Origin of the sequence: Nodosilinea sp. AN01ver1 (assembly GCF_050565655.1) — a bacterium.
Taxonomy (GTDB): Bacteria; Cyanobacteriota; Cyanobacteriia; order Phormidesmidales; family Phormidesmidaceae; genus Nodosilinea.
In genome coordinates this window covers 186051-204635 of record NZ_JBNXVS010000001.1, presented here as the reverse complement: position 1 = coordinate 204635, position 18585 = coordinate 186051, and the positions used below count along the sequence as shown (strand labels likewise).

General features: G+C 59.5%; 17 protein-coding genes. 9 read left to right on the top strand and 8 right to left on the bottom strand.

The window, feature by feature from the left end:
- Nucleotides 1–148: 148 nt before the first annotated feature.
- Complete coding sequence (gene aspS / locus ACQ4N7_RS01000; protein ID WP_430709755.1) at nucleotides 149–1939, bottom strand: aspartate--tRNA ligase; 1791 nt, start codon at nucleotides 1937–1939, stop codon at nucleotides 149–151.
- Between the two features lie 79 nt (nucleotides 1940–2018).
- Between aspS and ACQ4N7_RS00995 the strand changes: the two genes are divergently transcribed.
- Complete coding sequence (locus ACQ4N7_RS00995; protein WP_430709754.1) at nucleotides 2019–2774, top strand: HAD family hydrolase; 756 nt, start codon at nucleotides 2019–2021, stop codon at nucleotides 2772–2774.
- 56 nt (nucleotides 2775–2830) lie between these two features.
- Nucleotides 2831–3409, top strand: a complete 579-nt coding sequence (locus tag ACQ4N7_RS00990) for a DUF1802 family protein (protein WP_430709753.1) — start codon at nucleotides 2831–2833, stop codon at nucleotides 3407–3409.
- On the opposite strand, the gene ACQ4N7_RS00985 is transcribed toward ACQ4N7_RS00990, so the two are convergent.
- Nucleotides 3363–4817, bottom strand: a complete 1455-nt coding sequence (locus ACQ4N7_RS00985) for a 1-acyl-sn-glycerol-3-phosphate acyltransferase (RefSeq protein WP_430709752.1) — start codon at nucleotides 4815–4817, stop codon at nucleotides 3363–3365. The genes ACQ4N7_RS00990 and ACQ4N7_RS00985 overlap by 47 nt on opposite strands.
- 397 nt (nucleotides 4818–5214) lie before the next feature.
- On the opposite strand from ACQ4N7_RS00985, the gene ACQ4N7_RS00980 reads away from it, so the two are divergent.
- A complete protein-coding gene (locus tag ACQ4N7_RS00980) occupies nucleotides 5215–5799 on the top strand; it encodes an FHA domain-containing protein (RefSeq protein ID WP_430709751.1) in 585 nt (194 codons plus the stop codon).
- Here the strand turns inward: ACQ4N7_RS00980 and dprA are convergent.
- From dprA to ACQ4N7_RS00955, 5 genes are all read right to left on the bottom strand, one after another.
- Nucleotides 5796–6929 (bottom strand): DNA-processing protein DprA, encoded by a 1134-nt coding sequence (gene dprA, locus ACQ4N7_RS00975; protein WP_430709750.1) that lies wholly within the window; start codon nucleotides 6927–6929, stop codon nucleotides 5796–5798. The genes ACQ4N7_RS00980 and dprA overlap by 4 nt on opposite strands.
- Nucleotides 6930–6985: 56 nt before the next feature.
- Complete coding sequence (locus ACQ4N7_RS00970) at nucleotides 6986–7264, bottom strand: hypothetical protein (protein ID WP_430709749.1); 279 nt, start codon at nucleotides 7262–7264, stop codon at nucleotides 6986–6988.
- A 64-nt stretch (nucleotides 7265–7328) separates the two neighbouring features.
- Nucleotides 7329–8858, bottom strand: coding sequence for an AAA family ATPase (locus tag ACQ4N7_RS00965; RefSeq protein WP_430709748.1), 1530 nt, complete (start codon nucleotides 8856–8858; stop codon nucleotides 7329–7331).
- A gap of 114 nt (nucleotides 8859–8972) precedes the next feature.
- Nucleotides 8973–9596, bottom strand: coding sequence for a 50S ribosomal protein L25/general stress protein Ctc (locus ACQ4N7_RS00960; RefSeq protein ID WP_430709747.1), 624 nt, complete (start codon nucleotides 9594–9596; stop codon nucleotides 8973–8975).
- 57 nt (nucleotides 9597–9653) lie between these two features.
- Nucleotides 9654–10988, bottom strand: a complete 1335-nt coding sequence (locus tag ACQ4N7_RS00955) for an adenylosuccinate synthase (protein ID WP_430709746.1) — start codon at nucleotides 10986–10988, stop codon at nucleotides 9654–9656.
- A gap of 322 nt (nucleotides 10989–11310) precedes the next feature.
- Between ACQ4N7_RS00955 and ACQ4N7_RS00950 the strand changes: the two genes are divergently transcribed.
- The gene (locus ACQ4N7_RS00950; protein ID WP_430709745.1) at nucleotides 11311–12372 is read left to right on the top strand and encodes an adenosine deaminase; all 1062 of its coding nucleotides are present in this window, start codon (nucleotides 11311–11313) and stop codon (nucleotides 12370–12372) included.
- A 3-nt stretch (nucleotides 12373–12375) separates the two neighbouring features.
- The gene (locus ACQ4N7_RS00945; RefSeq protein WP_430709744.1) at nucleotides 12376–12747 is read left to right on the top strand and encodes a DUF4440 domain-containing protein; all 372 of its coding nucleotides are present in this window, start codon (nucleotides 12376–12378) and stop codon (nucleotides 12745–12747) included.
- A 216-nt stretch (nucleotides 12748–12963) separates the two neighbouring features.
- Here the strand turns inward: ACQ4N7_RS00945 and ACQ4N7_RS00940 are convergent, their stop codons facing one another.
- Nucleotides 12964–13287 (bottom strand): RNA recognition motif domain-containing protein, encoded by a 324-nt coding sequence (locus tag ACQ4N7_RS00940; protein ID WP_106867047.1) that lies wholly within the window; start codon nucleotides 13285–13287, stop codon nucleotides 12964–12966.
- 330 nt (nucleotides 13288–13617) lie between these two features.
- Between ACQ4N7_RS00940 and trxA the strand changes: the two genes are divergently transcribed.
- The 4 genes from trxA (at nucleotide 13618) to ACQ4N7_RS00920 (ending at nucleotide 18562) form a co-directional block, all read left to right on the top strand.
- On the top strand, nucleotides 13618–13941 hold the full coding sequence (gene trxA, locus ACQ4N7_RS00935) for a thioredoxin (RefSeq protein ID WP_430709743.1): 324 nt from the start codon (nucleotides 13618–13620) through the stop codon (nucleotides 13939–13941).
- Nucleotides 13942–14320: 379 nt separating this feature from the next.
- Nucleotides 14321–15814, top strand: a complete 1494-nt coding sequence (gene glgA / locus ACQ4N7_RS00930; RefSeq protein WP_430709742.1) for a glycogen synthase GlgA — start codon at nucleotides 14321–14323, stop codon at nucleotides 15812–15814.
- Between the two features lie 148 nt (nucleotides 15815–15962).
- Nucleotides 15963–17288 carry a GTP cyclohydrolase II gene (locus ACQ4N7_RS00925; protein ID WP_430709741.1) on the top strand — a complete coding sequence of 442 codons (1326 nt, stop codon included), beginning with the start codon at nucleotides 15963–15965 and terminating at the stop codon, nucleotides 17286–17288.
- A gap of 2 nt (nucleotides 17289–17290) precedes the next feature.
- Nucleotides 17291–18562, top strand: coding sequence for a URC4/urg3 family protein (locus ACQ4N7_RS00920; RefSeq protein ID WP_430709740.1), 1272 nt, complete (start codon nucleotides 17291–17293; stop codon nucleotides 18560–18562).
- The last annotated feature ends 23 nt before the right edge of the window (nucleotides 18563–18585 follow it).

Sequence of the window (18585 nt, the reverse complement as noted above, 5' to 3'; positions counted from 1 at the left end):
CTCTAATAAGCCCATAGGTTGCCACGAATTACTGTTACTGGCGCAAGTTTTTATACCACCACAAGATTAGTGACGGTGAGCGTGCGAGATACGTCAATGCCTCAAGAACGCAAGCATTGTCCATCTACCCACGAACTCGCCTACCCACCTACTCTTCCTCGGGGTCGTAGGTGGAGGCGATCGCCAGTTCCTTGAGCTGAGCCTCATCCACGCTAGAAGGAGCCTGGGTGAGCAGACAGCGGGCCTGCTGGGTTTTGGGAAAGGCGATCGCATCTCGAATCGACTCCTCGCCTGCCAGCAGCATGACGATGCGGTCGAGCCCGTAGGCGATGCCGCCGTGGGGCGGGGTGCCGTACTCAAAGGCTTCGAGCAAAAAGCCAAACTTATCGCGGGCCTGGTCTTCGCTGAGGCCAATGGTTTCAAACACCTGGCTCTGCACCTCGGGCTGATAGATGCGGAGGCTGCCGCCGCCGATTTCGTAACCGTTGAGCACGATGTCGTAGGCGATCGCGCGGGCGGTTTTCAGGTCATCGATATCGTCGGGGTTGGGCGCGGTGAAGGGGTGGTGCAGAGCCTCTAGCCGCTGCTCGTCGGCGTTCCACTCAAACATGGGGAAGTCGGTCACCCAGAGCAGGTTGTAGGTCCCCTCGGGGATCAGGTTCATCTCGCGGGCGATCGCCTGGCGCACCCGATCTAGCGTGGCATTCACAATCGGGGTTGGCCCGGCTCCAAACAGCAGCAGGGTGCCCTCGGTGGCGTTGGTGCGGCGCAGCAGCTCCGCCATTTGGTCGGCATCGAGGTTGTCCTTAATGGCACCGATGGTATCCACCGCGCCGTTGGCCCGCACCCGCACGTAGGCGAGGCCCTTGGCTCCCGCCTCCGCCGCGATCTTGAACACATCGCCACCCGGTTTAATGCGCACGTTAGAGACCTGGTCGTTGCCGTTGGGGATGGGCAGTACTTTGACAATGCCGCCGTCGGCGATCGCTCCAGAGAAGACCTTGAAGCCGCAGTCTTTGACCAGGTCAGACACATCGACCAGTTCCAGGCCGTAGCGGGTGTCGGGCTTGTCGCTGCCGTAGCGATTCATCGCCTCGGCGTAGGTGAGCCGGGGAAAGGGGCGAGGAATGTCAACGCCTTTGACTTCCTTAAAAATGTGGGCCACCAGCGCCTCGTTGAGATCCAGGATCTCGTCCTGGGTCATGAAGCTCATTTCCATGTCGAGCTGGGTGAACTCGGGCTGGCGATCGGCGCGCAGGTCTTCGTCGCGGAAACAGCGGGCGATCTGGTAGTAGCGATCGATCCCCGAGACCATTAGCAATTGCTTGAACAACTGCGGCGACTGGGGCAGGGCGTAAAACTCGCCGGGGTTGACCCGCGAGGGCACCAGATAATCGCGCGCGCCCTCCGGGGTCGAGCGAGTGAGAATGGGGGTTTCGACTTCGTAAAAGCCTTCTTGATCTTCTAAAAAGCGGCGGATAGCTTTGGTCACCTCGTGGCGAATGCGCATGTTCTGAGCCATCCGTTCCCGCCGCAGATCCAGATAGCGATACTTTAGCCGCAGGTCTTCGCGCACCATTTCAGAATCGGCGGTGGACACCTGAAACGGCAGGGGCTTGCGCACTGCATTGAGCAGCTCAATGGTGTCGGCGTAGATCTCGATTTCCCCAGTGGACAGCTTGGGGTTAACGGAGCCCTCCTGACGCTGGCTGACTCGGCCCTGGATTTTGACCACGTACTCGTTGCGCAGCTGTTCGGCCTGGGGATAGGAGGCCGGGGTGCGCTCAGGATCGCTGACGATTTGGACAACGCCGGTGCGATCGCGTAGATCAATAAAAATAACGCCCCCGTGGTCGCGGCGGCGATCGACCCAGCCGAACAGGGTAACAGTGCTGCCAATGTCGCTGGCCCGCAGGGTGCCGCAGTAGTGGGTGCGCATAGTGAGCTGCTTATATTTCAAACTTCAAAACCTTCCCATTATCTAGGATAGTGGGTGTGCTGGAAACGAAATTTTTTGTATGGTGCAAATTCGCTGCGGGCAGCATCTGATTGCCGGTATAGAGGCGATTGTCTTCGACAAAGACGGCACCCTGGCCGACTCGCGGGGGCTGTTACAGCGCACGGCGATCGCCCGCGCCGAGGCCATTTCCACCGCTGTAGGAGGAGGGGATGACCTCATGCCAGCCCTGCTAGCCTGCTTTGGTGTTTCGGCCCAGGGCATCGACCCCGATGGACTGATGGCAGCGGGCACGCGCGAGGCCAATCGGCAGGGAGCCATAGCGGTGCTAGTGCAGGCCGGTTATTCCCAAGCAAAAGTGACGACGCTGGTAGCCGACTGCTTTGCAGCGGTAAATGCCGCCCGCAACGGCAAAGCCGCCTACACGCCACCTTTTGAGGGCACAGCAGCCATGCTCAAGCGGCTTCACCACAGCCCGCTGAAAATTGGAGTGCTGTCGTCCGATAGCCCAGCCTATGTGGAAGAATTTTTGCGCTACTACGACCTGCTGCCCTGGGTGGATGAGTGGCAGGGTACAAGGCCAGAGGATCCGCCCAAGCCTGATCCGACATTGCTGGAGCAGGTGTGCGATCGCCTCCAGGTTGCAGTAGCGCGTACCTTAGTTGTCGGCGACAGCTGGGCCGATCTGGCCTTGGCAGAACAGGCCCAGGCGGCGGGCTTTGTCTCAGTGTCAGAACCCTGGGGGCGATCGCCCGTCCCCGGCGCTACCCTGGTACTAGGCAACTGGGATGACCTTAAGGTCAAGCCTGAGCCTTAAATTCCCGCTCAGGCGCGGCAGGGTGGGCAAACCCTTGACTAACGGAGACTTGCAGTATGGCGTCGTGGGTTCTCAAAGAGTGGCAGGTGGCGATCGCGGCGCTGCTGCAGGGCGACACTATTCTGCTGCTAAGAAAAGGCGGCATTCGCGAGGCCAAGGGTCAGTTTTCGCTGGCGGCTCGCGAGGTGCTGCTGCTGGCCACCCTAGAGCACCAAAAGCTGGCGCTGCTGAAGGATGAATTTCGGTCTCTGGCGAATTCAGAACAGCCTGATCAGCCAGACCAGGTGAGGTTTGAGGGCTGGGCGACCATTACCCACGCCTTTCTGCTCCAGGCCGAGACAGAGGTGGCTCCGCTGCTACCTTACCTGGTATGGAACGAGCAGTTTGTGGCCGAACGGCTGAGCTGGCAGCCCGATCGCCCCCTCTACGCCCTGCTGCTGCGGGCCTATCGGTTCGAGTCGCCGCTGCTGCTGCCCCGCCACAAAGGCTACAGCGGCTGCCGCTCGTGGGTAGATATTGGCCGAGAGATCGAGGTGGATGACCAGGCCCCAGCGCTGTCAGAGGCAGACTACCAAAACCAGGTAGAGGCTATTTTGGCGAATCTGCCTGCGGCAACCCCGATTCTGCCAGAGTAGGCGGAATCATGGCTTCTAGTGCGGCTTGCAGGTCGGCGGTGAGCTGGGCGACGGCCTGCTTGCGGTTTGCTTTGTAATCGGGGAAGCGATCGCTGACCGAAATTGGCTCTCCCACCGTTAGCACCGCTCGCTGCGGCCCCAGCTTGGGTCTGGGAAAGGGGTTCTGGCCTTGAATCAGGCACACTGTGTCGCGCAAAATCATCACCGTTTCGGCAAAGCGCTCGGCAGAGGGGCGCTGCTTGACGTACTGCCCGGTGACGGCGACAAAGCTTTCGACCAGGCGCATGTGCCACATGCGGAGGCTGGCTTCCTCGGCCTCGCGATCGGCCAGGCCCCGCTCGACATCAGAGGGGGGCGGGTTGCCGACCACATCTTGACGAAAAATGCGCTCCCACCCGGCCTGCTCAATGCGGCGGCAGCGATCGATGGGGCCACCCTTGGGCGGCAGCTTGAAGTAGGTTTCGGCCACCTGGAGAGCGGCATTCATCAGGGCGGCAAGGCGATCGGCAAAATGATTCGCTGCGGTCTCGTTGAGGGGTTTAGTCAGCGGCGCAGCTTTCGGGCTGGGGCTGGTCAGAGCAGCGCCGTAGACCCGGTTGTAGTAGTCCTCCATCAGGGTCAAGAGGTGTTCGCCCAGGGTGTAGAGCCGTTGGTAGCGGAACTCGATCGCTGCCGCTGAGGTGTCTCCTAAAGAATATGTCGGCGACGATGCCAGCCCGTTATCGTGCTCCAGCCGGTCGAGCCAGCGATCGAGTTCTTTCCACGGCGGGGTGATGTAGCGGTAGGCAATGCCCAAAGGCGCGATCGCCACCCGCTCGCTCCGGCCCTGGCTCTGCATATCTTCTACACACCAAAACCCCATCTGGGCCACCCCCGGTTCCAAGGGGCTAACGATCTCGGTGTGCCCATTGTTACCGCCCTCAGGAGCAGCAGCGAGGGGAAACTGACCGTTTGCCAACAGGTTGCGGGCCGACCTCAGCCCCTGGCGATCGACCTTGCCCCGCTGAATAGGCGTGCCCCCCAGACGACTGTAGATCCACCCGACCCAGCTACCAGCCCACAGTGGAATGCCGCGATCGTAGATGAAGTGGCTGTGAACCGGACGCTTTAGTTCAATCCCGAGTTCTTTGGCCCGCTGAGGTACCGCATACCACAGCAGATGGCCCAAACAATACGAATCGAGCGGGCTGGGATGACGGAAGGCCAGCAGAAATCGGGTTTCTTGAGCATTGAACGCCTGCAGCAGGTGCACCAGACCGTCAGCATTGACCACGTCTACCTGCTGAACCTGCTCACGCCAGCGCATCCAGTAAGGCAGCCCCAGACGCACCAGAGCCAGCACTCGCCGATCTAGCGCGGGGGGAATGAAGCCTAGGGGCGGCTGGGCGCGGGTGGAAGGGTTGACCACAGGTTCATGCCAGGGCGAGAACACCCCGATGATATAGCAGAGCAGGAGCAAACTTCTCAGCTTCTAGGAGGTGATTAAAGCCCCTCAGTAAATTTGCGGATGAATCATAAAGCTTTTATAAGCAACCCCAGCTCGAGGATTGTGCAACCCGTACAAACCCAGTTTAATGGCAGGAGCCAAACCCAACCGGGCCAGGCGCTTGAGAAAATCGTCGCGTCTAACTTACACAGTCCCTCAGGAGTTTCTACAACGCCCTGGGCTAAACGCCTAGAGCGCAGGTGCATTAGACCAGGTAACCCACCGTTACGACCATCACAGCGAAGGGGCTACGGCCCGGGCTGCTGTAGTAGTGGTTGCCTTGTCTAGAGACGTAGTTAGTGGTAGATGACGGTTCGCTATGGTTTCCTCACAGTTTTTTTCTGCCAACGCAGGGCGGCAATTCGCCCAGCAATCCGCACCGGCGTCGCCGGGTACAGCCCCCCAAAGTCTCGATAGCAGCCCAGCGGCTTCTCCCCCCTGGATTTTAGACACCCTCTTTCGCAACTTGAGCTACGACCTAGAGCAAGTAGCCGATGTCATCGACCCCATTCTGACGGCCCAAAACCACTGCTACCGCACCGACTGGTACGTGCAGGGCATTGTGGCCGAAGATCGAGCCTTCCTCAGCACCAACATCAACCCCAATCGCGCCATTCAGGTAACGCTGTGCAGCACCCGCTGGCTGCTGGGTCAGGGCAGTCGCTGCACGGTAGTCATGCCCCGGCCGGGCATTGCCGACTGCCATGCGGCCCTCAATTTTGACCCGCTGCGGGGCTTCTTTCTCACCGACCTGGGTAGCGGCGGCGGCACCTGGGTGAATGGCCGTCGGCTGTCTCCGGCCCAGCGCCACTACCTGCAAGATGGCGACCTGGTAAAGCTGGGCAGCCTGCGGTTTGAGTTTTTGCAGCAGTGCTGCGATCAATCCGTGTGGAATGACGACTAACTCCGCTGGTAGCGCATCCCCGGCAGCTGGGTCACCAAGCCCAGCAGCTCTAGCTGTACCAGGGTAGCCAGCACCTCGCCGGTCGGCTGGGCGATCGCCTGCACCAGCTGATCAAGGGTAGCGGGCTCGCTGGGGATGGCCGCCAGCACCTGAGCCATGGCTGGCGACAGCGGCGGAGCGGGGCTAGGGGACGGATCGCGCGACCCAGAGCCCCCCTTTGCCTCGGGCTCAGCGGGCCTAAGCTGTGGCAGTTGCCCCAGGGCCGCAATCAGCGTCGTATCGTTCAAAATCATTTGGGCACCCTGGTTGATCAGCTCCAGGCAGCCCTCGCTGTTGAGGTTATCCAGCGATCCCGGCACCGCAAACACGTCGCGGCCATAGTCATTCGCCAGCTGTGCCGTGATCAGCGCTCCGGATCGAGCTGGCGCTTCGGTGACAACTACCGCTCGGCTCAGCCCAGCAATAATGCGGTTGCGGCGCGGAAAGTGGGCTCGATCGGGGGGCGTACCGTTGGGGTGCTCGCTGAGCAGCAGCCCCTGGTGGGCAATGCGATCGTGCAGGTCACGGTTGGTTGAGGGATAAACCTGGTCAACCCCAGTGCCCAGTACCGCAATGGTTAGCCCGCCGCTGTCTAGGGTCTGCTGATGGGCGTAGCGATCGACCCCTTTGGCTAAACCCGAAACCACAATCACATCGTGGTGGGCCAGCTGCTGAGTCAGGCGACGAGTCCACCGCTGCCCATAGTCCGACGGGTTGCGGGTGCCTACCACCCCCACCGAGGGCATCAGCTGTAGAGCACTGGCCAGCTCCAGCCGACCTCGATAAAAGAGAATCGGTGGTGGATCGGCAATTTCGTAGAGCAGGGTTGGGTACTCAGCATCGGCAGGGGTCCAAAAGTTGGGGTGCTGCTGCTCATAGCTGGCCAACAGCTGCAGGGGCGACACGCGCTGCCGGTACTCCACCAGGCCAGACCCCAATCCCAGGCCAATGCCTTCGACCTCCAGCAGCTCGGCCCCACTAGCGTGCCAGGCGGTAGTCAGGGTGCCGAAATGGCTGCATAACCGCTTCAACAAAATTGGGCCCAGGCCCTTAGCCTGAGCCCAGGCCAGCCAATACGCTCGTTCTACCATGCCGGGCGGTGAAGAATTGCTACCGCTCATTGTGCCCGTCTGCGACCCGAGGGCCGCTATCGACGCGCTCGGGGTAGGCGCTGCGTGCGGCCACGCCTAAAGAAATTGCCCAGGGGCAGTCGCCTGGGGTTGAGCTGACGCAGCGGAGCCGGTAGCTCCAGAGTGGTGGTGGGTTCACCGCCGGGGGTAATCCACCAGGCGTGAATAGTACCCCCCGCGAACCCGGCGATCGCCCCCAGCAAAATACTGGGCACGACCTCGTAGCCCAACAGCAAAAACAAAAACAAAAAGACCAGCCAAATTCTTAACGCTGGTGGAATGATCTTATCGGCCACCGATTCGTCCTCTCTGGAACGCCAGTAAAGCGAGGTAGAGTGCCTATGCCCCCTACTATAGCGACTAAACTATAGCGACTAATTGCGGAGGCACAGCTTGGGTGGTATCGATCGCCCGCACCAGCGGCTGTTCGCTCTCGGTAAAAGGCTCCATGTGCTGGCGCTGAAGCACGGCTACGGTGGCGTCGGCAATGTCGCCCGCGCGATCGCGCACCCGCTGCTCCAGCACCGCCGCCGGAGCCGTGCAGTGCAGAATAGTTAAGGGCAGCCCAGCGGTTTGAATCTGTGCGATCGCGCTCTGGCGCAGGCTGGTGCGATCGTACTTAGCATCGAGAATCACCGAATACCCCGCTTGAGCCAGGGCTATACCCAGGGTGAGCAGGCGATCGTAGGTTTGCTCCGTCATTTCTGGCGTATATAAGCTGTCGTCCCCGCGCTGATCAAGGGGCACCCCCGCCAGGTGCTTACGCACAGCATCGCTGCGCAGGTGAATGGCGTTGATTTGCTGAGCCAGAACCTGGGCCGTGGTCGATTTGCCCGCACCAGATAGGCCAGCCATCATATAGACGGCACCGCTGCGGGGCTGACATACCGACCAGGCCAGGCGATAGTAGCCCGCCGCCGTCTTAGCCGCCTGACGCTTGGCCTCCTCATCTACCCCAGAGTCGCTTAGCAAAAATGACGTTACCTTGGCTCGCACGTAGGCCTGACGGCTGACGTAGAGGGGCAACAGCTGCACCCCCTCCCAGTCGCCTGTGCGCTCTACATAGTGATTTAGAAACACGGTAGCCAGACGGGCGCAGTCCTTAGAGAGCAAATCCATCACTACAAAGCCCACGTCGTACATAACATCGACGTAGCGAAAGGGCTCGTTGAACTCAATGCAGTCAAATAGGTAAAGCTGATCGCGCCAGCGGCAAATGTTGTTCAAGTGCAGGTCGCCGTGGCAGGCCCGGATCCAGTTCTGGGCCACCCGCCGCTCAAATAAGTCTCTCTTAGCGGCAAAGAAGGCATCGGTATAGGCTTTGGTTTCGTCAAACTGGGCCTGGGTTTGGGGGCCACCGATGTAGCCTTCGGTTTGGGTATAGTTCTCGTCGAAGGCCTGACGAATTTGCTCGACCGCCCCAAAGGTGCGAATGTAGTCGCTGGTCTCGGCCCCCAGGTGAAAGTTGGCTACCGCCACCGCCAGGTCTTTCATCAGGGCCTCGGTCAGCTCGCCGCGATCGTACAGAGCGCTGAGCAGCGTGTCTTGGGGAAACTGCCCCATCTTGACGGCGTACTCCACGGGCGTACTGCTGCCTAGCTGATAGACATTCCCGGCTTGGCCAATGGCCACTACCTCCAGATACAGCGGTCCGGCCCCGCGCTGGTTCAGTCGCAGTTCTTCCTGGCAAAAGTGGTACCGCTTCTCCAAAGTGGAATAGTCTAAGAACCCAAAGTTGACCGATTTTTTCACTTTGTAGGCGTAGTCACCGGTCAGCAGCACGTAGGATACGTGGGTTTGCAGCAGCCGAATCGGTTCAGCCACCGGGTGAGGATAAAACCCTGGCTGACACATTTGCTGAATGAGATCAGGAAGCGCGGAAACAGCCATAACCTACCTAAAAAGAGTCTCATCAATACTAAGCGGGGGCGGAGACATCTTCCCCACCCCCGCCAATTAACCGCCAGCACCGCTCAGCGGCACGAGCCCCAGGGTCAAAGCCGCCTACTCAGCGGCCAACTTTTCCGCCGCCGCTGCAGTGGGGCTATCGCCGTCACCAGTGGGTTCAGCCATACGGCCCTGAAGTACGGTAGCAACGGTTTGAGTTTGGTCGCCTGCCACCACTGCGCCCTCGGGCAGCACCAGGTCAGCCACGGTCAGCGAATCGCCCACGCCCAGACCCGACACATCGACATCAATAGTTTCGGGAATGTCGATTGCCTTACACTTGACAGTGACTTCGTTGACTTCGGTGTTGAGCACGCCGCCTTCGTTTTGAACGCCGGTAGGCTCACCGATAAAGTTGAGGGCAACGCCCACTTCGACCGCATCCTGTGCCTTAACTGCAAAGAAGCTGAGGTGGTATACCAGGTTTTTCCAGGGGTGCGACTGCACTTCCCGCAGCAGCGCCTTGCCATTCCACGACAGGTCGGGAATCTTTAGGTCAATCATGGTGTTGTTGACCGCAGCCTTGCGCAGCAGCATATCGGCCTCATGCTGATCGACGGTTAGCGACACCGATTCAGTACCATCGTGGCCGTACAGCACGACGGGCAGCAGACCCTGGCGGCGCAGCGCGTTGGGCTTGGCTTTAGGATCGCGCGATTTACATTCAATAGTCAGTTCCATGGAAAATCCCCCCGTTGATAACTCATTCAAAAAGACAAACTTGACGACACCTCAGCTTTAGGCCACCTGAGGCTCACCGTTCTCGTAGAGCAGCGCCCGCTTTGGCCCGTGGATGGGGTCTTCTACGATGATGGTCTGGTCGCGGCTGGCCCCCAGCGACACGATCGCGATCGGCACCTCCATCAGCTCGGCCAAAAACTTGAGGTAGTCTAGGGCCGCTTTGGGCAGGTCGCTGAGCGATCTACAGTGGTCGGTGGGCTGTTTCCAGCCGGGCATGGTTTTGTAGATCGGTTTACAGCGGCTAAAGGCATCGGCGCTAGCCGGCAGCTCTTCGCAGCGCTCCCCGTCGAGCTCGTAGGCCACGCACACCTCGATCTCATCAACATCGTCGAGCACGTCGAGCTTGGTGATGGCCAGGCAGTCGAGACCATTGATGCGGACGGCATAGCGACCAATCACGGCATCGAACCAGCCGCAGCGGCGGCGGCGGCCCGTGGTGGTGCCAAATTCAGCCCCGCGATCGCAGAGCAGCTCGCCCACCCCACAGGTCAGCTCGGTGGGGAAGGGGCCTTCGCCCACCCGAGTAGTGTAGGCCTTGGCCACCCCGATGACGCGATCGATCACCGTGGGGCCAATGCCCGTGCCGATGCAGGCCCCACCCGCCACCGGATTAGAGGAGGTGACGTAGGGATAGGTGCCGTGATCGAGGTCGAGCAGCGTACCCTGGGCACCCTCGAACAGCACGTTTTTGCGCTGGCGAATGGCCTGGTAGACATGCAGCGAGCTGTCGATGATGTGGGGCCGCAGCCGCTCAGCGTATTCAATGTATTCGTCGATAACGGCAGCTGGATCGAGCGGCTCTAGATCGTAGAGCTTTTCGAGAATGCCGTTCTTGTACTGGACTGTCCACTCTAGCTGCTTGCGCAGACGGGTGTAGTCCATTAAGTCGATGACGCGAATGCCAATTCGCTCAGACTTGTCAGCGTAGGTAGGGCCAATGCCGCGCTTGGTGGTGCCAATTTTGTGGTTGCCCCGACGCTCCTCTGCCGCCTGATCGATCAGGCGGTGGTAGGGCATGGTGACGTGGGCCGCGTTGGAAATGAAGAGGTTTTTAGACGAAATCCCCAGCTCGTCGAGCTTGTCGAGTTCACCGATCAGCGCCTTGGGGTCGATCACGGTGCCGCTGCCAATCACGCACTCGGTATCGGGGTAGAGAATGCCGGAGGGAATCAGGTGCAGCTTGAAGGTTTGATCTTTAACGACGACGGTGTGCCCTGCATTAACCCCGCCCTGGTAGCGCACAACCACGTCTGCCGAACGACTCAGCAAATCGGTAATTTTGCCCTTACCTTCGTCGCCCCACTGGGCACCAATTACTACAACGTTTGCCAAGGGAATTCAGCTTCTAAAGTTCACACAAATTCCCATTATCACTAAGCAAATGTAATTGTGTCAACCAATCTTTTGCAGGCCCGGGCAGAGCCAATTCTCTCCGCAGCCCAAACCACTAGCAAATTAAATGTATTTAACCTTATACCCAATTAGTAAAATGTGCGATAGAACAGATGGATACCGAATTTACATTTCTTTAGATTTCCTTCCGATTTTGCGATAGTCACCAGACCAGACCCCCATAGCAGCCCCTGAGAGCAAGCGGCCAGGCGGGCGATCGCAGGCCTAGACAACCCCAAAATTTACTAAGGCGGAGGTTACCGTGAGTCTATATGCTGAGCTACACCGCCACCTGGGCGGTTCGGTGGTACCGAGAGTGCTGTGGCGCTATTTCGAGCGCAATCGCCCCGACCTCTCGGGTCAGTTTGCCGACTACCCTGCGTTTGAGCAGTTTTATACCCGTCCCCGCAACACGCTGGCCGAGTATCTGGAGCTGCACACCCTGGTTGAGAGTGTGCAAACCCACGAAGCGCTGCCCTACTTCATCTACCGCCTGATTCGCGGGGCATATATTTTTGAAAACCTGGCCTACCTGGAGCTGCGCTATACCCCCTACCTGCGCACCCCAGAGCATTTGCCCCAAAATCAGCGCATTGAGGCCATGGCCGAAATTGTCGAGATTGTGGGCCGAGCCAGCCAGCAGCCCGAGTATCCGATTGTGACCAAGCAAATTCTCTGCATGCACTCGCGGCTGCCCTATGAGGTGAACCAGGCGATTGTAGAGCTAGCCGGTCAGTACCCCGAGTACGTCTGCGCGGTGGATGTGGCTGGGGGCGATGCCCACTACGGCGATCGCATCGACGAGTTTACCCAGCTCTACCAGCGCGCCCAGGATCTGGGCCTCAAAACTACCGGCCACCTCTATGAAACCGTCGATGGTGACCACCCTAAACTGCTGCCCTACCTGATGCGCATTGGTCACGGCATTCAAATTCCGCTGCGGCACCCCGAGCTACTGCCCGAGGTGGCGGCGCGAGGCCAGTGCCTGGAGGTATGCCCCACCACTTACCTGAAAACCGGCACCCTGGACGACATTCATCAGCTCAAGGTAGTCTTCGATCGCTGCTTTGAGGCCGGAGTCGATATCGCCATCTGCACCGACAACGCCGGGCTACACAACGTGCGACTGCCCTTTGAGTACGAAAACCTGCTCACCCACGACGTAATTGGCTTTGAGGAACTGCAAGCCTGTCAGGAAGCCGCCTTTCGACACGCCTTTGCCTGGCCCCACAGTTTACCCCCCACGGCTCTCCTGACGGATATGCTGCAGCTGCCCAGCAAGGCACATCCGGTCGATAGTGAAGGGATGCTGGCCCTGTCCTAAGGCATGTCATCAACCCAGATGCAGGATTTAGCCGATCTTGAGCGGCAGGGCTGGCAGGCTCTCTCGACTGAAGGAGACGCGGGCCAGCGGTTTTACAGCCAGGTGCTGCACGACAGTGCGATCGTGCTGCTGCCGGGCGGCATGGCGCTGCGGGGCAAAGCGAACATTTTGGCCGCTCTAGCGGCTCAGCCGTGGCAGTCGTTTCACCTGGAAGACCTGGAGGCGATCGCGCTGTCGCCAGCGGCTGGAATCGTGGTCTACCGGGTGAGCGCCCAGCGGGCAGGCAGCGCCCCCTACAGAGCCCTGATTAGCAGCACCTACGCCCTGAGCGACGGCGAGTTTAAGCTGATGCTCCATCAGCAGACACCGATTTAAGGGTGTTGGGCGATCGCGCCGCCAGGCCTGGCTATGGCTGAGGAACAGGCATAAAGCTAAATTCAGCCTCTCCCACAGGGGCGAGCCGCTGTGGGAGAGGCTGAATTCTCTGCCGAAATTAATGCCTCAGTCCGGTGATATTCTCCCAGCAATGCCAAAATGGTTGCAGACAGCTCTGTCTGCAACCATTTTGGGCTATTTAATCAGCGCTAAGGCTTAGTAGCCACCGCGAGAGAAGCTGTCGCCGCCGCCGCGACGACCGCCACCGCCAAAGTTACCACCGCCGCCACTGCGATTTTCGCGGGGCTTGGCTTTGTTCACCTTGAGGTCGCGCCCCATCCACTCGGCCCCATCTAGGGCCTCAATGGCGGCGTCTTCTTCAGCATCGGCACCCATTTCGACAAAAGCAAAGCCGCGCATACGCCCGGTTTCGCGATCGGTGGGTAGCTGAACTCGCTTAACGGACCCATACTCTGCAAATACAGAGGTCAGATCCTCAGCGGTAGCGTCATAGGACAGGTTGCCTACGTAGATTGACATGGTTGGTCTCCAAAAGTTAAAGGACGTGTAGAGCAAAATTTTGGAGAGAAGTCTGTCAATGGAAAAACGGAAAAACTCGTTAGTACTAAAAACAAATACTGCTAACCAATCTCTATATCTCTTGAGACACCGTAGCATGTTTGAAAAGAGGATGGTGGCCTGGGGTGTGAAGTAGCTAAAAAATTTAGCCCAAGATTCTCAAACCCAGCCCAGATCATCGCCTGCAAGCCATTTGTAGCTAGCGGCGATATGTAAAGATTTGTATTCATCATAGCCATGGTGCTGGGGCATCGCCGTGGGACAATGAACGTTTAATTGAGACTTAACGCTATGCCCGCCGCCTATATCGAAAATGAAACTGAGTTTGATGCACTGCTGAGTGCAGAAACATTGTTTGTGGTGGACTGCACGGCAGCCTGGTGCGGCCCCTGCAAGCTGGTGGCCCCCCTGATGGATAAGCTAGCCGATGAGTACGGCGATCGCGTCAAGGTCTTTAAACTCGACCTCGATGCCAATCAGGCTGTGGCCAAGCGCTACGGTATTCGCAGCATTCCCGCCGTCATGTTTTTTCAGCAGGGCGATGTGGCAGAAACGCTAGTGGGCGTTAAAAAATACGACGAGTACAGCGAAACCCTGGGCAAGTATCTGGGCTAAAGCGTCAGCACAGATAAAGCACTGCTTTAGGGACTGTCATCGATTAGCTGCTAAACGTTCAAAAATCAAGGGTTACAGCCCCTAGCCTGTTTTTGGGGTCGGGCGTGGCAGCGCTGGCGGGATGAGAAGTAGGGCCAGAATTGATGATGCATCCTAGGTTTTGCCAATAATGACTCGACTCTAGAAATTGCCTGCACTCTCGCTAAAGCCCTGCGGCCGCAGCTGTTAGGTCTGGCCGCAGGGCTTCCCCTGACTGGGGAAGGGGAAGTTTAAGGTAGCTGGATCCATACCAGAGCGATAAGTTTCTACGATCTAGGCAGAACGTCCACACCCCCGTAGACTGAGGACAACCGATTGATCCAACAGCAGAGCGGGCGATATGGAAATTCTTTTTGTGGCAGCGGAGGCAGCGCCCCTAGCCAAGGTCGGCGGCATGGGCGACGTGGTAGGTTCGCTCCCCAAGGTGCTGCGCAAAATGGGGCACGACGTGCGCATTTTCATGCCCTACTACGGCTTTTTGCCCGACAAAGTGGATGAGCCCATTCCGGAGGAGCCGGTGTGGCGGGGCACCGCTATGTTCAACGACTTTGCGGTATACGAAGCCACTCTGCCCGGCTCTGATGTGCCCGTGTACTTGTTTGGCCACCCCGCCTTTGACCCCCGCAAGGTCTACGGTGGCGACGACGAGGCCTGGCGGTTTACTTTTTTTGCCAACGGTGCCGCCGAATTTGCCTGGAACTACTGGAAGCCCCAGATCATTCACTGCCACGACTGGCACACGGGCATGATTCCGGTGTGGATGCACCAGTCGCCTGACATTGCCACGGTATTCACCATTCATAACCTGGCTTATCAGGGGCCGTGGCGCTGGGAGCTTGAGCGCATTACCTGGTGCCCGTGGTACATGCAGGGGCACAACACGATGGCGGCGGCGGTGCAGTTTGCCGATCGCGTCAACACGGTGTCGCCCACCTACGCCCAGCAGATTCAGACCCCTGACTACGGCGAAGAGCTAGAGGGACTGCTGTCGTTTATCAGCGGCAAGCTCAGCGGCATTCTCAACGGCATTGATGTCGAGTCTTACAACCCCGCCACCGATCGCTACATCGGCAAAACGTTTACCCCCGACAGCCTGGACAATCGCCGCGCTAACAAGGTGGCAATTCAGGAAGAACTGGGCCTGGAGGTGAACTCAAAAGCCTTTTTGGTAGGCCTGGTGGGTCGCCTGGTCGAGCAGAAGGGGTTGGATCTCATTCTGCAAATTTTGGATCGCTTTTTGTCGTACACCGACGCGCAGTTTATTTTGCTGGGTACCGGCGATCGCTACTACGAAACCCAGCTCTGGCAAATGGCCAGCCGCTACCGGGGGCGGATGGCCACCTACCTGCTCTACAGCGAGGGGCTGGGCCGTCGCATCTATGCTGGGGCCGACGCTTTCTTGATGCCGTCGCGGTTTGAGCCCTGCGGCATCAGCCAGATGATCGCCATGCGCTACGGCTGCATTCCGGTGGTGCGGCGCACGGGCGGCCTGGTGGATACGGTGCAGCACCACGATCCCGAGCACCACACTGGCACTGGCTACTGCTTTGACCGCTACGAGCCGCTCGATCTGTTTACTTGCCTCATTCGCGCCTGGGAGGGCTACCGCTTTAAAGATGCCTGGCGATCGCTGCAGCAGCGGGCCATGGGCCAAGACTTTAGCTGGGACAAATCGGCGGTAGACTACGTCAAACTCTATAGCGAAATGCTGGGACTCGATTTTAAGGATCAGCTGCCTAAGCCTGAGCTAGCGCCAGCGATGGAAGCTCCATCCCCGGCAGCGACGGCAGCGCCGATGGATGCCTCCCTTTCCCCATCCTCATTGCCCAAATAACTGGGGCTAGATAGCCTGAGGCAACTCCAGCTGAGGCCAAACAGCTTGAGGAGACAGCGGTATAGAAGGCAATGCTGTCTGTCACTTATGAGCGGTTTGTCGGGCGGAAAGTGTGGCAGATTAGTAGTTCCTGTTACACGAGGCACCGATGAGCGAGGGTAACGGTTCGGCGGCGGGCAATACGACTCCTTTTGGGAAGCCTTTGGACAAATCCTTGGACAAGACGGACGCTCCTAAGCGTCGCCACATTGTGCTGACCTCCCACCCCAGTCGGTCGGGGTTGAAGGGTGCGCCGATTCGGTGGGGCGATGGCGATCCCCTCCAGCGGGGGGCGATCGTAGCGACGGTAAGCGACCCCAGCCACCGCAACGCCATTGGCACCCACTCGGGTTCTTACGCGGTGTATCGCGCCCTGGCGGTGGCCAGCGGCGTGCTGCAGGCTGACCACCGGCCCGACTTTACCAATACCTCGCCTGCGATCGCGATCGGCCCCCACCCGAGCTGGGCTGACCCCGAGAAAATTGTTTCTCTGGATCCCTTTGGGGCACTGGTAGGCGATGTGTACAAGTCTTTGCTGGCCGAGGGCATCGACATTCGCCCATCGATCGCCGTCACCCGCGCCCACATTCAAATGCCGGAGCTGCTGGAGGCGGTGCGCCAGGGGCGGATCAAAGAAGACGGTGAAATCGTCAAACCCGGCGGCGACCTGGTGGTGACCAAAGCGGCGGTAGAACCGGTGTGGTATTTGCCGGGGGTGGCCCAGCGCCTGGGCGTCAGTGAAGAAGACCTGCGCTACGCCCTGTTTGAGCAGACCGGCGGCATGTTTCCAGAGCTGGTGACGCGGTTTGATCTGAAGGTGTTTTTGCCCCCGATTGGCGGCATCACGGTGTACATCGTGGGCGACCCAGACGCTATTACCGACCCGGCCCGGCCCCTGGCGGTGCGCGTCCACGATGAGTGCAACGGCTCCGATGTGTTTGGCTCCGACATTTGTACCTGCCGCCCCTATCTGGTACACGGCCTGGAGGAGTGCATCGCTACCGCTCAGCAGGGCGGAGCGGGGATCATCGTCTACTTCCGCAAGGAGGGGCGAGCGCTGGGGGAAGTGACTAAGTTTTTGGTGTACAACGCCCGCAAGCGCCAGGAAGGGGGCGATCGCGCCGATGCCTACTTTGCTCGGACTGAGTGCGTTGCCGGCGTGCAGGACGTGCGCTTTCAGGAGCTGATGCCTGACGTGCTGCACTGGCTGGGCATTACCCGCATCGATCGCTTTGTGTCGATGAGCGACATGAAGTACAACGCCATCGTGCGATCGGGAATTGAGATTGTGGAGCGGGTGGCGATTCCTGACGACCTGGTGCCGCCCGATGCGCGGGTGGAGATCGAGGCCAAGAAGGCGGCGGGCTACTACACCGATAAGGTCGCGCCGACGGAAGAAGACCTGGCCCAGATCAAGGGGCGGGGGTTGGAGTAGGAATGGTGGCTTTAGGCGAGGATGGGGTGGTGGGCGGTGCCCACCCTACGGCAGAGGTAGCGGTGGCGTACTTGCAGAGCCCACAGGCCATTCGCGATCGCTGCCGTGCGCTCTTTGCCCTGGCCAAGCAGGATCGGCTCCAGCATTTTCGCTATCATGCCGACGCGCTGCCCGCCGCTGCTGATTATGTGCTGGCGGTGATGCGGCAGCAGTACCCCGATGGCGACGTGCCCTTTCACTCGCGCTGGCGGCACTTTGAGGTGGAGGGGCGATCGCGCCTCGAACGCCTAGATCCAGCGCTATCAGCCCTGGATTCTCTAGAGCAGGCCCGACTCAAGGTGGACTTGGCCATTACCAGCGTGCTGCTAGACGCTGGGGCAGGCAGCCAGTGGCGGTATGTGGAACCGGGAACGGGGCTGGGGTTTGCTCGATCGGAGGGGCTTGCGATCGCCAGCTTTCACGCCTTCACCGCCGGTCTTTGCTCCAGCCAGCCTGAGCACCCCTGGCAAGCCGATGCCTCCGGTCTGACGGCCCTGACCGCCAATTCTCTAGCTCAGGCGTTTCAAGTCAACGACAACAACCTACTGCTGGGCGTTGAAGGACGAGTTGCCCTGCTGCAAAAACTCGGCCACGCCCTGCACCAGCAGCCAAAGTTCTTTGGGGCCGACCTGCCCCGCCCAGGTCATCTGGTCGATTACTGGCTCACGCAAGCCACAGATAACGCTCTGTCGGCCCCTACCATTTTGCAAACGATCCTCCAGGGCCTTGGCCCCATCTGGCCGGGGCGAGTAGAGCTGGCCAGGGTAAATTTGGGCGACGTGTGGCCCCATCCCCAACTGCCTGAGACTGGCCCCGGCAGCAATCTGGTGCCCTTCCACAAGCTTTCCCAGTGGCTCACCTACTCCCTGCTGGAACCCCTACAAGACCTAGGGCTGAAAATTACCGACCTCGATCAGCTCACCGGCCTGGCCGAATATCGCAACGGCGGCCTGTTTATCGACTGTGGGGTACTGAGCCTGAAAGACCCCGCTGCACAGGCGATCGCCCATCCCCCCAGTTCACCCCTGATCGTCGAGTGGCGCGCCCTCACCCTGTGCTTGCTGGACGACCTCGCGGCTCACCTTCGCCAAACCCTAGACATGAATGCCGAAACCCTGCCTTTAGTAAAAATTCTCCAGGGCGGCACCTGGACGGCGGGTCGCCAGATCGCCGCCGAGAAACGAACTGACGGGGGGCCACCGATTCAGCTGGCCAGCGATGGCACCGTGTTTTAGAAAGTGAGGAGATAAGGAAGGTG